The following is a 13,697-nucleotide window of genomic DNA, read 5'->3' as shown; positions in this document are numbered from 1 at the left end:
CGCAATGCCGGCGATGAGGGTGTCCCTCATGCAAAACAACAATAAACGGGGAGACGCCGTCATGACTTCTGCTTCAGGTACGTTCGATTTCACGCCGCTGCTGGCCACGGGCCTGCCGCCTGCGGCCGCGAGATGGAACGGCTTTCCCAAGTACAATTTCGTCGGCGGCAACAACGACGCCGATCAGGTTCCGGTGGATCGGCTGCTGGCGGCGTCGACGGCGGTGCTGACGCGGGAAGGCGCGACGCTTGCGACCTATGGCCTGAACAGCGGGCCGCTCGGCTATCGCCCGCTGCGCGAATTTCTGGTCGGCAAGCTGAAGCGCGATGCCGGCATCACCTGCACCGCGGATGAAATCCTGATTACGTCGGGTTCGCTGCAGGGCCTCGATCTGGTCAACGGTCTCCTCACGTCGCCGGGCGACACCGTGCTGATCGAGCAGGAGTGCTATCAGGGATCGATCACGCGGCTGGTGCGGCGTGGCGTCAATATCGTCGGCATTCCGCTCGATGGCGACGGGATGCGCGTCGATGCGGTGGCGTCCGCGCTCGCAGACCTCAAGAGCAAAGGTATCCGGCCGAAATACATCTACACCATCCCGACGGTGCAGAATCCCACCGGCACCATTATGAGCGAACAGCGCCGCGCCGAACTGCTGAAGCTGTCGGAAGCGTATGGCGTGCCAATTTTCGAGGACGATTGCTACGCGGACCTGATCTGGAACGGACAGCGCCCGCCCGCGCTCTATGCGATGAACAAGGCGGGCGGCGTGATCCATATCGGTTCGTTCTCCAAGTCGGTCGCGCCGGCGTTGCGCGTCGGTTACATCGTCGCGCCGTGGGAGGTGCTGTCGCGCATCCTGCCGATCAAGACCGATGCCGGCTCTGGCGCGCTGGAGCAGATGGTGCTGGCGGAGTTCTGCGCCGCGCATTTCAGCGATCATGTGCCCAAGCTGGCGCGCGGTCTCCGCCTGAAGCTGGAGGCGATGATGGAGGCGTTGGCCGAACAGTTCGGCACGGCGGCGGAATTCGACGATCCGCCGGGCGGCATTTTTCTCTGGGTCAAACTGCCGGACAATGTCGATACGCTGAAGCTCTATCAGGCGGCGCTGGCGTCCGGCATTGCGATCAATCCGGGCACCGAATGGTCGGTCAACGCCGTGCACAGCAAGAGCCGCTTGCGGCTGTGTTTCGCCAGTCCGTCGGTGCAGGAAATCCGCGACGGCGTTGCCGCGCTGGCCGAGGTCTGCCGCAAGGAATTCGGCGTGCCCAGCCGCAGCGCGAATGTGGAACGGAGCAAGAGCTGGTGATCCGGTTCTGACATTCGTACCACGCTTTTCGCGGGCACTTTTACGAATGTCAGAACCGAAGGATCACCAGAAATTATAATTTACCAGTGTCCTTTCGTATCCGACGTTCGCTCGGGAAGGCGCTGCGAGTGAAGCGAACGTCGGATACGGGGCACTAGTGTCATGATGCAGAAGATTCTGGTTGGCTTGATCGCCACGATTGGTTCGTTCGTCGCGTTGATCCTGCTGCAGCCGTCCGACTATCGCGTCTCGCGAACCATGGTTATGTCCGCGCCTGCGCCGGATATTTTCGCGCAGATCGATAATTTCCATCGTTGGCAGGCATGGTCGCCGTGGGCGAAGCGCGATCCGGCGGCGAAGGCCTCGTTCGATGGACCCGCAAGCGGCAAGGGCGCGGTGTTCGCGTGGTCGGGCAATAACGAGGTGGGCGAGGGGCGCATGACGCTGACGGAAAGCCGTCCCGGCGAGAGCGTGACAATCAAGACCGATTTCGTGAAGCCGTTCGTCGGCACCAGCTATTCGGATTTTTCATTGAAGCCCGACGGCAGCGGCACCTCCGTGTCCTGGACGATTTCCGGCCAGAACGATTTCATCGCCAAGGCGATTTGCCTTTTCGTCAGCATGGACAAGGTTCTGGGCGGCGAGATGGAAAAGGGTCTCGCCGGCATCAAGCAGCTGGTGGAAGCGGACACAAAAAAGCCGGCGAAAAACTAAATTTTGCGCCGGCTCGTTGTCGTCAGTGGTTTGTATCAGGCCGCCGCAACGCCGCGCAGTTCGCCTGAACCCGGCGGTGGGATCGGCTGGCCGTCGTCAGCATATTCGTTGAGCTTATTGCGCAGCGTGCGGATCGAGATGCCGAGAATGTTGGCGGCATGGGTGCGGTTGCCGAGGCAATGCTTCAGCGTCTCGAGGATCAGATCGCGTTCGACGTCGGCCACGGTGCGGCCGACCAGTGCACGCGTCACCTGCTCGGCGGCGAAGGTCGCATGCGCCACCGCGGGCGGCGTCTTGGTCAGATCGAGCCGGTCGCCGTCGGGCGAGAGAATGGCATCGGCGCCGATTTCATCGCCGCTCGCCATCAGCACCGCACGGTGCATGGTGTTTTCAAGCTCGCGGACGTTGCCCTGCCAGCGGTTGGTGGTGAGCACGCGCCGTGCGTCCGCGGAAATCGGCCGCAGCGGCACGCCGTTGGCGTCGGCATACTTCTTGGCGAAATGCTGTGCCAGTTCGAGAATGTCGGCGGGGCGGTCGCGTAGCGCGGGGATCTTCAGGTTCACGACGTTCAGGCGGAACAGCAGGTCTTCGCGGAATTTTCCTTCCTTGACGGCGTCGGCGAGGTTGCGGTTCGAGGTCGCGATGATGCGGATGTCTACCGGCACCGGACGGGTGCCGCCGACGCGGTCGATCACGCGCTCCTGAATCGCGCGCAACAGCTTCGATTGCAGGCGCACGTCCATTTCGGAAACTTCGTCCAGCAGCAGCGTGCCGCCGGTGGCTTCCTCGAACTTGCCGATGCGGCGCGCGATGGCGCCGGTGAACGAGCCCTTCTCGTGGCCGAACAGTTCGGACTCCAAAAGATGTTCCGGGATCGCGGCGCAGTTGATCGAGATGAACGGCTTCCGCGCGCGGTTTGAACGGGTATGGACATAGCGCGCCAGCACTTCCTTGCCGGTGCCGGATTCGCCGGTGATCATCACCGAGGCGTCGGAGCCCGCGATCTGCTGGGCCAGCTTCACAACCTTGGCCATGGCGTCGTCGCGGTAGATCAGGTCGCGCGAGTCGTTGGCGACGGCGGCGAGCACCGCGGCGATCAGTTCCGGATCGGGCGGCAGCGGGATGTATTCCTTCGCGCCGGCATGAATGGCGGCGACCGCGGCGCGCGCATCGGTGGTGATGCCGCAGGCGACGATGGGAACGTGGATGTGTTCGGCTTCCAGCCGGATCACCAGATCGCGGATGTCGAGAGCGACATCGACCAGCAGCAGGTCGGCGCCCTTGCCGCCGCGCACCACGCGCATCGCCTGTTCTGAGTCCTCGGCGTGGGTCACCGTCGCGCCATTGTCCATGGCGATCTTGGTGGCCGTGGTGAGCTGGCCCTTGAGGGTGCCAACGATGAGAAGCCGCATGGTGGTCTCCTGTTATTCTGTCTTGTTAGATGCCCGGGCCATTTCCGGCCCCGGGTTGTCGCGTTGGGTTAAGAACGTTCCGCCTTGATGATTTCCGTCATGGTGACGCCGAGCTTGTCCTCGACGAGGACGACTTCGCCGCGTGCGACCAGCCGGTTGTTGACGTAGATGTCGATCGCCTCGCCGACGCGGCGGTCCAGTTCGAGCACGGTGCCGGGTCCGAGCTTCAGCAGTTCGGAGACGTCCATCTTGGAGCGGCCGAGCACGGCCGAGACCTGAACCGGAACGTCGAAGACGGCCTCGAGGTCCGACGCGATACGTCCGACGTAGTCGTTGTCGTCGAACAGGGACGGATCGTCCGGCATCGGCGCGTCGGCGGCGTTGAGATCGGGAAGCGGGACGTTGGTGTCTGTGTCGCTCATGGTCGGTCCTCATGGCCGGGAATCCCGGCCTGATTGCGGGACGCCAGATAGCGCCCCACGAGTTCGTTGATCTTCGCTTCGATGGTGCCGCGGTCGAGCGTGACGCCGCCGTCGGCCCATTCGATCTTGCAGTCGCCGCTAGGGATCTCCGGCTCGGCCAGGATCACGAGTTTGCCCTCGAAGCCGCTGCGTTTGGCGAGTTGCTCGATCTGTTCGCGCGCGGCGTCGTACAGGGCGTCGTTAATGCGCACCACGATGTGCGGGGTCGAGGTCAGGTGCCGGAAGCAATCGCTGACCAGCGCCATCATCTCGGTGAGCGGCTCGGCGGCGACCAGTTCTGTGCAGAGCTTGCGGGCGACCGCAAGCGCCACGTCCACCGCCTCCGTCTCCATCCGTTCCTCGACGGTCGAGAAGCGGCCGGCGATGGCCCTGATCGAAATTCCGATTTCCTCCAGCGCCAGCGCGGCGCGCCGGTCGCTCTCGGCCTTGGCTTCATTCCGCGCGGCATCGAAGCCGGCGCGATAGGCACGTGCTTCGGCTTCCGCGATCTGCTGCGCGACTTCGATGGCGGATGCGGCGCGCTCCTTGGCGACGTCCGGCGCCGCGAAGTCGTGATCGAACAGGAATTTTGCGGGTGCGCCCATCAGTACACCAGTTCGTCGTCAGCGCGGTTTTTCTGCAGCATGATTTCGCCCTTGGCCGCGAGATCCTTGGCGAGATTGACCAGCAGTGCCTGCGCCTCGTCGACGTCGCGCAGCCGCACCGGACCAGCCGCGGCCATGTCGTCCAGCAGCATCTTGGCCGCGCGGCTCGACATGTTGCCCATGAAGAAGTCGCGCACGGTCTCGTTGGCGCCCTTCAGCGCGATGCCCAGCTTGTCCTTGTCGACATGACGCATCAGCGTCTGCGCCGAACCGGCATCGAGCTTGACCAGATCGTCGAAGGTGAACATCAGCGCCTTGATGCGCTCGGCCGCCTCGCGGTTGTCCTCTTCGAGCGAGGTGATGAAGCGGGTTTCGGTCTGGCGGTCGAAATTGTTGAAGATTTCAGCCATCACCTCATGGGCGTCGCGGCGGCGGGTCTGCGACAGGTTCGACATGAATTCGACGCGCAGGGTCTGCTCGACGCGTTCGATGACTTCCTTCTGCACCGCTTCCATCTTCAGCATGCGGTTGACGACGTCGAGCGCCATGTCCTCGGGCAGGATCGCCAGCACGCGCGCGGCATGTTCAGGTTTCAGCTTCGACAGCACCACCGCGATGGTCTGCGGATATTCGTTCTTGAGATAGTTGGCGAGAACCTCTTCCTGCACGTTGGAGAGCTTTTCCCACATGTTGCGGCCGGCAGGGCCGCGGATTTCGTCCATGATCCCGTTGACGCGATCGGAGGGCAGATACTGCTGCAGCAACCGTTCGGTGGCGTCGAACGTGCCCATCAGCGCGCCGGACGCCGACATCCGCGACACGAATTCGAGCATCAGGTCTTCGACAACGTCGGCCTCGACGGTGCCGAGCGATGACATCACCACCGACAGTTCGCGCACCTCGTCATCGTCCAGCATGGACCAGACCTTGCCGCCATACTGTTCGCCCAGCGCCAGCATCATGATGGCGGCGCGCTTGGGGCCTGACATCGGCTTGGTCCTGGCGCGGCCGCTCTGGCGGCTGGCCAGCGTCGCGACGACACCCGCGATGTCGTTGGTGTTCTGGTTGTTATTGTTGTTCGTGAGCGCGGGTGCGTTTGCCATGTCGGATCAAGCCGGTTCTGAAAGCCACTGACGAATGATGGATGCAGTCTCGTTCGGATTGCGGTCGGCGAGCTCGCCGACGCGATGCACGGACTGGGCGTGGACCTGGCCCTGCACCTGCGCGACGTCGATCATCGAGGTTGCGGCGATCTGCGGCTGGACCGGCGCCGGCGGAGCTTCAAGCGGCGCCGGGAGCGGCGCGCGGGCGGCGGCGGCCGGATCGGCCGCCAGCACGCGCTTGAGCAGCGGGCGGACCACCATGAACACCACGATAATGCCGAGGATCAGCATCACGCCGAGCTCGACGAAGTACATGATGTCGTCCTTGGTGAACTGGAACATGCCGAGGAAGCCCTTCGGAGTGTCGGTTGGGATCACCGACGGCACATCCGCGAAGCGCAGATTCACGATCTCGACCTGATCGCCGCGCTTCTGGTCGAAGCCGATGGCGGAACGCACCAGCGTGGCGATGCGGTCGAGCTCTTCCTTCGAGCGCGCTGCGTAGACGACCTCGCCCTTGTCGTTCTTGCTGTAGCTGCCGTCCACCAGCACGGCGACCGAGATGCGGTTGACGCGGCCGGCTTCGGTCACTTCGGTCTTGGTGACGCGGGAAATCTCGTAATTGTTGATTTCCTCGCTTTTCTTGCTCTGGTCCTTGGCGGTGGCGCCGCCGCCCTGTCCCTGCGCGCCGGGCAACTCGTTGTTGACGGTGACCTGACCGTCATTGGCATTGGCGGTTGCCGCGGATTCTTCACGGGACTGGCTGGAGCGCAGCACGCGGCCCTCGGGGTCGAACTTGTCCGAGGTCTGGGTGATCTTGTTGTAGTCGAAGTCCGCCGAGAGCTGGACGCGGGCCCGGCCCGAGCCGACCACCGAGGACACGATGGTCTCGACCTGATCGCGCATGCGCTTTTCGAACGAGGCGCGGCGCTCGTCGCCGCTGCCGCCGTCGGCCGCGCCGTCTCCGGCCGCGCCGTTGGCCAGCAATTGGCCGGTTTCGTCGACGATCGAAACCCGCTGCGCCTTCATGCCGTTGACGGCGGAGGCAACGATATGGCGGATGGCGCGGACCTGCTGGGGTTCGAGCGCGCCGCGCACGCGCAGCACGATGGAGGCTGAAGGCTCCGGGGTTTCCCGGGAGAACAGCGGCCGTTCCGGCAATACCAGATGCACCCGGGCCGCCTGGATGCGATCGATGGCCTTGATGGTGCGGGCCAGTTCGCCTTCGAGGGCGCGCAGATGATTGATGTTCTGGACGAAGCTGGTGGAGCCAAGGGCGTCGGACTTGTCGAAAATCTCGTAACCGATGCCGCCGCCCTTGGGCAGGCCGCCTTCGGCGAGTTTCATGCGCAGCCGGGTGATCTTGTCCTTCGGCACCTGGATCACGGCGCCGTCATTCTTCATCTCGTAGGGAATGCCTTGGCGTTCCAGATCCTTGATGATCGCCGAGGAGTCTTCATAGCTGAGGTCGGTGAAGAGGGTGGCCATCGGCGGCGTGGTGACGCGCATGATGACGAAGCCGAAGAAACCGACCAGCGCCAGCGTTACGGCGGCCATAGCCGCCATCCGCGCCGCGCCCAGACCTTTCAGGAAGGAAACCAGACCCTGCAACGAACCAGCCCCACAGATTCGGTGCCACGCACCGACTGGGCAGAATTTGCCTATCTATGGTTTCCATATGGTTAACGCGGGTTAACGGCTGGGGAGAAAAAGAGGAAATGCCGAAAACCAGCTTCCCGCGACGGAGCTGGTTTTCGGAAAATTGCAATGAAATGGAGTGGCTGACGCTTATTCGCGCCGGAAACGCTTACTGGCGGTATTGCTGGATGCGGGTGGTGCGCAATCCGGCCAGACCGTGCTGGTCGATGGAGAACTGCCAGGACAGGAACTCGTCCACTGTCAGGGTGTAACGGCTGCAGGCTTCCTCAAGGGAGAGGAGACCACCGCGGACGGCGGCCACAACCTCGGCCTTACGGCGGATCACCCACCGTTTGGTACCGGGCGCAGGTAGATCCGCGATCGTCAGCGGACTGCCATCTGGCCCGATGACGTACTTCACCCTCGGGCGGTGGGGTTCTGTCATGGTGTACTCACAAACTCGAAACAACTGAACTCGTGGGAACAACCTACCCCCGGCGGCTTAAAATTTACCTAAACCCAAGCCTCCAATACGAATCTCCTTGGATATGCCCAAAACGGACAGGCCGGTTCCAAGAGAACCGGCCTGAGGGATGTGTGAATTCTGTCCTGCGGATGGCTGCGCGCTTGCGACGAAGCAATCCAGTTCTTCAAGGCTGGATTGCTTCGCTTCGCTCGCAATGACGTAGGAGCGAATTATGCTCGACTGATTTCGCGTCAGCTCGATGCGGAAGGCCGCACGACGCGCTTGATCTGATCGACCGTATAGTTCTTGCCGCCGATCGACAGCAGCGCCGGGCTTGCGGTGAGATCGACGGAGTCGACCATGCCCTGGACTTCAGTGGAGATCGCGACGTCCTTGCCGTTGGTGTCCTTCGCGGTGACTGTCATTTTGTAGTCTCCGACCGGCCACTTGGTGCCGTCCTTGCCCTTGCCGTCCCAGACGAAGCTGGAATTTCCGGAGCCGATGGCGAAGCCGCCCGTGTAAGCGGTCTGGCCCGCCGAATTGGTGATGGTGATGGTCGCGCTCGAGTCCTGCGGCGCGCTGAAATTCCAGGTCGCGTTGCCGTCGAAACGTGCTGTGCTGCCGTCGACGGCCACGGTCTGGCCGACGAACACGAGCGCCTGCGTCGACTGCGAACTTTTTTCGATTTTCACCAGCGATGCCAGTTGATCGTTGGATTTGAGCTGTTGTTCGACCTGCGCGAACTGCACGAGCTGCTGGGTGAACTGGTTGGTATCCAGCGGAGAGAGCGGATTCTGGTTCTGCAACTGCGTGGTCAGCAGCATCAGAAAGGACTGAAAGTTATCCGCAATGCCGGTGTTGCTGCTGCCGGAGGTGCTCGAATTCGAGCTGCCGGAAGAGTTCGTCGCTGGCGCCGACGTCGGCACCGTCGGCATCGCTGCAGCATCAACCGCCATGATGATCTCTCCTCAGATCCTGATATCGACGCCGCTGCTCGCCCCGAGCATGCGGCCGTAGGTTCGTCCCGCGACCTGCGCGGGAACGGTGTCTTCTTCGGTAATGACGACGCGCTGCGAATTGCGGCCGGAGCCGTTGTCGCTGTCGCGGCCGGATGATGACTGATCGCGCAGGCTGAACTGCAATCCGGAGTCCCCGGTCTTCAGGCCGGCGTCTTCCAGCGCCTGCTGAAGTTTTGGCGCATCGTTACGCAGCATGTCGAGCGTCGCCGGCCGTTCCACCGTCAGATGTGAGGTGACGTTGCCGTGCTTGTCGACGTCGAGGCGCACATCAATGCGGCCAAGCTCGGCCGGATCGAGGCGGATCTCGAAGCGGCTGTTGCCGCCCGCCGCGCGCAGCGCGATGTCCGCCGCAAGGCCGTTGAGCGGCACCGGCGCGCTGTCCGCAAACGCTGAATTCGCGGTCGGCACCGGGACTGCGGTCAGATTGGCGGCAAGAGTCTGGATCGGTTGCGGCTGGATTCCGGCGGGAGGCTGTAATCCCGGATCGGTCAACACTTGCGGCGCGGGAGCGGTGGCGCGGGGTTCGGCTTGCGGCGTTGCCTTGCCGGCATTCTTCGACGACTCGGTATCGGCCGTGCCGGCTTCCGCAGCCGCCTTGTCATACTGCGCCGGCTTGTCGTCCGTGTTCGCCGTGCCGGTTTCCGGCGTGATGGCCTGATCTGACACAGGCTTCGCCGATGGATCGGTGGCCTGCTTGCTGTCCTTGACGTCCTTGGCGGGCGCGGCCTCGCCATCCTTCGTGAGAATTTCGGTCTTGCCGCTGTCCGACTTGATGACGGCCGCAGCAGCGGTGATCGTCGCGGCGGAGGTTTCCGGCGCGGCGGTCTCAACCGTTGGAGACGTTGCCCCGGCGTTGACGGCCGTTCCGGTGGTTGCGGTTTCTGCAGCGCCGGCTGCCTGTACGGCCGATGTATTGGCGGGAGCGGTGACGGCGGCGGCGCTCGCGATGGCGGCTGTTGCCGCAACAGGTGTTGCGGACGCCGTATCGTCACCGGTTGGTGCGGCCGGACCTGTTGCCGCAGCGATCACGACCGCGACGGGATCGGTCACGATTGCTGGAATCACCAGCGTCACAGCCGCGGCTGCCGCGGTTGCATCGCCGTCCTGCGGCTTGTCTTCGGTCTTGGTATCGCCGGACGCGGACTTGGTCTTGCCGGGCTTGTTGCCGGTGGCGGTCGCGTCAGTTGGCGTGGACTGATCGGCGTCCTGCCTGGTGGCGCCGGACTCATTTTTCGAGGACGCGGCGGAGGCATCGGCCTGCCGGTCGTTGTTCGGCGCGGGTGTGTCGGTCCCGCGGGCGTCGCGGCGCGGCGCATCGGGGGCCGGACGAGCCGGGCGGTCCGTGTCGGAGGCCGCCGCGGCATTGCTGTCCACCAGAGCGGCGAAGCCGTCCGATGGCGGCTGATCTGCACGCGCCTGTCTGGCCGGCGGATCATAGGCGGGCTTGGATACGGCTGGTTCCGGGGTAACGCTGAACACGGGCGGCCTCACAGTGATTGCTTCTTCTGTTCAGCAAGGACCGGGCCATCGCGAAAAAATTGTAAAATCTAATTATTTCAATGTCTTACAGAAGGCGACAGCAGCCCGCGCGGGTTGCGTCGCCGGGGTTTTTCTGCCCGGCGGCAAGAATTTCCCCCTGAAAGAGGGGCGGGTTTCATTGGAATAGATCAACGCGGGCCGCGATTGCCTCAGCTACGGTCGGACTATAGATAAAGAGCTCCCTGAAACGATGGTTGCCGACGGCCCAAGCCCGCCCCGGCAACAGCAAGATCGGCCTCACTCATGCTCAACAGCCTCGACCTCGAAGGTCGCCCGGAAGACACCCGGGTCGTCGTCGCCATGTCCGGCGGCGTCGATTCCTCGGCGACGGCTGCGCTGCTGAAGGCCGAAGGCTATGACGTCGTCGGCATCACGCTGCAGCTTTACGACCATGGCGCCGCGACCCATCGCAAGGGCGCCTGTTGCGCCGGTCAGGACATTCACGACGCGCGCGATGTCGCGGCGCGTCTCGGCATCCCGCATTACGTGCTCGATTACGAAAGCCGCTTTCGCGAGTCGGTGATCGAGAGTTTCGCCGAGAGCTACGTGCACGGCGAGACGCCGGTGCCGTGCATCGAGTGCAACCGCTCGATCAAGTTTCGCGATCTGCTGGCGACCGCGCGCGACCTCGGCGCGAAGGCGCTCGCCACCGGGCACTACGTCGCGTCACGGCGGCTGGCAGACGGATCGCGCGCGCTGGTTTGCGCCGCGGACGCCGACCGCGACCAGAGCTACTTCCTGTTCGCGACCACGCAGGATCAATTGGCCGATGTCCGCTTCCCGCTCGGCGACATGACCAAGGCGCAGACCCGCGAACTGGCGCGCCGGTTCGGACTGTCGGTTGCGGACAAGCACGACAGCCAGGACATCTGTTTCGTGCCGACCGGCCGCTACACCGATGTGATCGAGCGGCTGAAGCCGAAGGCGATGGAGCCCGGCGACATTGTCGATCTCAACGGCCGTGTGCTCGGCCGCCATCAGGGCATTGTCGGTTTCACCATCGGCCAGCGCCGCGGTCTCGGCATCGCTGCAAGCGCGCCGCTGTATGTGTTGCATCTCGATGCGGAGACTCGCCGCGTGGTGGTTGGACCGCGCGAGGCGCTGAACGTGCGCAAGATCATGCTGCGCGACGTCAACTGGATCGGCGATGGCGAACTCGACCGCGCGATCGGCGACGGTCTTGAACTGTTCGTCAAGGTGCGCTCCACCCGTCCGCCGCAGCCGGCCTGGCTGCGCCGCATTGGCGGGACTTACGAGGTCGAACTCGTCGACGGCGAGGAAGGTGTCTCGCCGGGACAGGCCTGCGTGTTCTACGATGCGCCTGCGGGACAGGCCCGCGTTCTCGGCGGCGGCTTTATCAGTGCTGCACCGCGCATGACGACGCGCCCCACGCCTGGTTTGCGCGAAGCCCTTGCCGGATAACTCCTAATCCTCCAAGAATGGAAAGACTTCCGGCGCGGATCGTGCCGGAACAATAACAAGTATTGCGTAACAGGGCGGGACATGACCAACGACATCGATCGGGCCGGAGTGGCGAAAGCCTATGCCGCGTGGGCGCCGGTCTACGACATGGTGTTCGGCAAGGTTTTTGACGAAGGCCGCAAATCCACCATCGCGGTTGCCGACGCAATCGGCGGGCGTGTGCTCGATGTCGGCGTCGGCACCGGACTGTCGCTGTCGGATTATTCGCGCAGCACGAAGCTGCATGGCGTCGACATTTCCGAGCCGATGCTGCGCAAGGCGCAGGAGCGGGTGCGTGCGCAGAACCTCACCAATGTCGAAACGCTGTCGGTGATGGATGCGAAGAATCTCGCGTTTCCGGACGGTGCGTTCGATGCGGTGGTGGCGCAGTACGTCATTACCGCGGTGCCCGATCCCGAAGCGACGCTCGATGATTTCATGCGTGTGCTGAAGCCGGGCGGTGAACTCATTCTGGTCAACCACATCGGCGCGGAAAGCGGTCCACGCAAAGTCTTCGAGATGTGCTTTGCGCCACTGGCGCGCAGGCTCGGCTGGCGGCCGGAATTTCCATGGGCGCGGCTGGTGAACTGGGCGGCCAAACATGGCGGCGTGACACTGGTGGAGCGCCGCCCGATGGCGCCGATGGGACATTTCTCGCTGATCCGATACCGGAAAAGCTGAAAGCCAGGCTGGCTTCATCAGGTGCGTTGCCGGTTGTTTTGCCCGGCGTGATCTGATCCGAAACCGGTTCCCCTCTAGGGATCATGCCGCAGGGAACATCCGCGCTGCTGCGCCGTTTTCCCAGCATGACAAAGAAAATCCCGATAGCGATGAGTGCCGCGTTGGTGCTGTTGCCTGCGGTGAGTTTTGCGCAGGCGCCGCCTGCGCCTTCGACACCGCAAGCCCAAACCGCTCCGCCGAGTCCGGATCGTGCGACAACAAACTGTGTGCCGACCGAGGCGGTTCCGCATGAAGGGACGGTCGCTCCGCGCGGCACCACCACCGGCCGCGCGCCGGAATCGCTGGGCGACCGGTTGGCGAAATCCGATGGCGTGCTGTGTCCGCCGCCCGGTGTCGATCCCGAAATGCATGCGCCGACCCCGCAAGGTGGCGCGATGAAGGTGATTCCGCCCCCCGGCAGCCCCGGCGGCGATCCCTCGGTGCGGCCAAAATAAGGTTTTCCCCGCCCCGGGGCGGTTCTTTGCGGGCTATTGCGCCTGAAAAACCAATCAGATCGGGCCAGGTGCCGTCATTGCTTGACAGGCATTTGGGTGACTTCTTATATGCCGCCGTTCGCGACCGCGAAGGCGGTTCGAGCGTGCGGCGAGGTAGCTCAGCTGGTTAGAGCACGGGAATCATAATCCTGGGGTCGGGGGTTCGAGTCCCTCTCTCGCTACCAATAAAATAGCGTGTTTTTGCGCCTTCCGCTTTTTTCTTTCCTTCCGTACCACGCTTCGTACCACGTTGCTGGCCGTCTGCGCCGAAGGATTCCAATACGATCCTTAGATATTCCAAGGCCTTACACGAGGTGCCGTTTTCCTAGCTTCGGCTGAGTAGCGGATACTTGGGCGAATGAGGACGTGAGGGTCGCGGGTGCGAGGACGCTGAGGCCAAGAAGCCGACTTGCTTGAGAGCGCGGATTGAAGGATTCGCTTGCGCAAGGGGAGCGGGAGAAAGAGTGGGGCCTGATACGCCAGCCTGCTCCTTTGTTCTCTTTACCTCGCTCTGGAGTTCGGATTGTTCAATGTACTGGTCGTGCTGTCTTAGCAGTTGGGCGCGGGCTCTTGGCGATTCCGGTGTCGGCAAAGATACGTGGGCACCTAGTGCTTCGAACTTGCGCAATTTGCCTGTACGGATCATTGAAATCACCCGGTCAATGGCGTATATAAATGACTTGGAATGCTGTCGACGTTACGTTTGAAATCGACGCCGACGCCACCTTCGAACAGGTTATCACGGTCGTCATAGGA

General features: G+C 63.3%; 14 protein-coding genes and 1 tRNA gene. 7 read left to right on the top strand and 8 right to left on the bottom strand.

Translation table 11 applies throughout. The annotated features are described in order from the left end of the window. The first annotated feature begins 61 nt into the window (after positions 1 to 61). Positions 62 to 1,309, top strand: coding sequence for an aminotransferase-like domain-containing protein (locus BN32_RS23225; protein ID WP_040427619.1), 1,248 nt, complete (start codon positions 62 to 64; stop codon positions 1,307 to 1,309). Between the two features lie 162 nt (positions 1,310 to 1,471). Beyond that, positions 1,472 to 2,023, top strand: a complete 552-nt coding sequence (locus tag BN32_RS23220) for an SRPBCC family protein (RefSeq protein ID WP_019200073.1) — start codon at positions 1,472 to 1,474, stop codon at positions 2,021 to 2,023. A gap of 35 nt (positions 2,024 to 2,058) precedes the next feature. Here BN32_RS23220 and flbD read toward each other — a convergent pair whose 3' ends face one another. From flbD to BN32_RS23180, 8 genes are all read right to left on the bottom strand, one after another. After that, positions 2,059 to 3,435, bottom strand: coding sequence for a sigma-54-dependent transcriptional regulator FlbD (gene flbD / locus BN32_RS23215; RefSeq protein ID WP_019200074.1), 1,377 nt, complete (start codon positions 3,433 to 3,435; stop codon positions 2,059 to 2,061). Between the two features lie 68 nt (positions 3,436 to 3,503). Further along, on the bottom strand, positions 3,504 to 3,857 hold the full coding sequence (gene fliN, locus BN32_RS23210) for a flagellar motor switch protein FliN (RefSeq protein WP_019200075.1): 354 nt from the start codon (positions 3,855 to 3,857) through the stop codon (positions 3,504 to 3,506). Next, positions 3,854 to 4,501, bottom strand: coding sequence for a FliH/SctL family protein (locus BN32_RS23205; protein ID WP_019200076.1), 648 nt, complete (start codon positions 4,499 to 4,501; stop codon positions 3,854 to 3,856). Before BN32_RS23205 ends, fliN begins: the two co-directional genes overlap by 4 nt. Continuing rightward, positions 4,501 to 5,604: a flagellar motor switch protein FliG gene (fliG, locus tag BN32_RS23200; RefSeq protein ID WP_019200077.1), complete on the bottom strand. Its 1,104-nt coding sequence runs from the start codon at positions 5,602 to 5,604 to the stop codon at positions 4,501 to 4,503. Before fliG ends, BN32_RS23205 begins: the two co-directional genes overlap by 1 nt. Before the next feature lie 6 nt (positions 5,605 to 5,610). Then, positions 5,611 to 7,215, bottom strand: a complete 1,605-nt coding sequence (gene fliF / locus BN32_RS23195) for a flagellar basal-body MS-ring/collar protein FliF (protein WP_019200078.1) — start codon at positions 7,213 to 7,215, stop codon at positions 5,611 to 5,613. A gap of 196 nt (positions 7,216 to 7,411) precedes the next feature. Beyond that, positions 7,412 to 7,687, bottom strand: coding sequence for a CtrA inhibitor SciP (gene sciP, locus BN32_RS23190; RefSeq protein ID WP_002714638.1), 276 nt, complete (start codon positions 7,685 to 7,687; stop codon positions 7,412 to 7,414). 272 nt (positions 7,688 to 7,959) lie between these two features. Further along, positions 7,960 to 8,664 (bottom strand): flagellar hook assembly protein FlgD, encoded by a 705-nt coding sequence (locus BN32_RS23185; RefSeq protein ID WP_019200079.1) that lies wholly within the window; start codon positions 8,662 to 8,664, stop codon positions 7,960 to 7,962. A 12-nt stretch (positions 8,665 to 8,676) separates the two neighbouring features. After that, positions 8,677 to 10,206, bottom strand: a complete 1,530-nt coding sequence (locus BN32_RS23180; RefSeq protein ID WP_019200080.1) for a flagellar hook-length control protein FliK — start codon at positions 10,204 to 10,206, stop codon at positions 8,677 to 8,679. A 13-nt stretch (positions 10,207 to 10,219) separates the two neighbouring features. Here BN32_RS23180 and BN32_RS27045 point away from each other — a divergent pair, with 13 nt between their 5' ends. From BN32_RS27045 to BN32_RS23160, 5 genes are all read left to right on the top strand, one after another. Beyond that, positions 10,220 to 10,393 carry a hypothetical protein gene (locus BN32_RS27045; protein ID WP_156947018.1) on the top strand — a complete coding sequence of 58 codons (174 nt, stop codon included), beginning with the start codon at positions 10,220 to 10,222 and terminating at the stop codon, positions 10,391 to 10,393. 116 nt (positions 10,394 to 10,509) lie between these two features. Next, positions 10,510 to 11,688 carry a tRNA 2-thiouridine(34) synthase MnmA gene (gene mnmA / locus BN32_RS23175; protein ID WP_019200081.1) on the top strand — a complete coding sequence of 393 codons (1,179 nt, stop codon included), beginning with the start codon at positions 10,510 to 10,512 and terminating at the stop codon, positions 11,686 to 11,688. Between the two features lie 81 nt (positions 11,689 to 11,769). Then, positions 11,770 to 12,408 carry a class I SAM-dependent methyltransferase gene (locus BN32_RS23170; RefSeq protein WP_019200082.1) on the top strand — a complete coding sequence of 213 codons (639 nt, stop codon included), beginning with the start codon at positions 11,770 to 11,772 and terminating at the stop codon, positions 12,406 to 12,408. 125 nt (positions 12,409 to 12,533) lie between these two features. Next, on the top strand, positions 12,534 to 12,902 hold the full coding sequence (locus BN32_RS23165; RefSeq protein ID WP_040427617.1) for a hypothetical protein: 369 nt from the start codon (positions 12,534 to 12,536) through the stop codon (positions 12,900 to 12,902). 147 nt (positions 12,903 to 13,049) lie between these two features. Further along, positions 13,050 to 13,126 (top strand) — tRNA-Met (locus BN32_RS23160). Positions 13,127 to 13,697: the final 571 nt, after the last annotated feature.

It is taken from the genome of Afipia birgiae 34632, from assembly GCF_000308295.2.
GTDB lineage: Bacteria > Pseudomonadota > Alphaproteobacteria > Rhizobiales > Xanthobacteraceae > Afipia > Afipia birgiae.
Note: the sequence above shows the minus strand (reverse complement) of the source record. Positions and strands in the feature narration are given on the sequence as shown.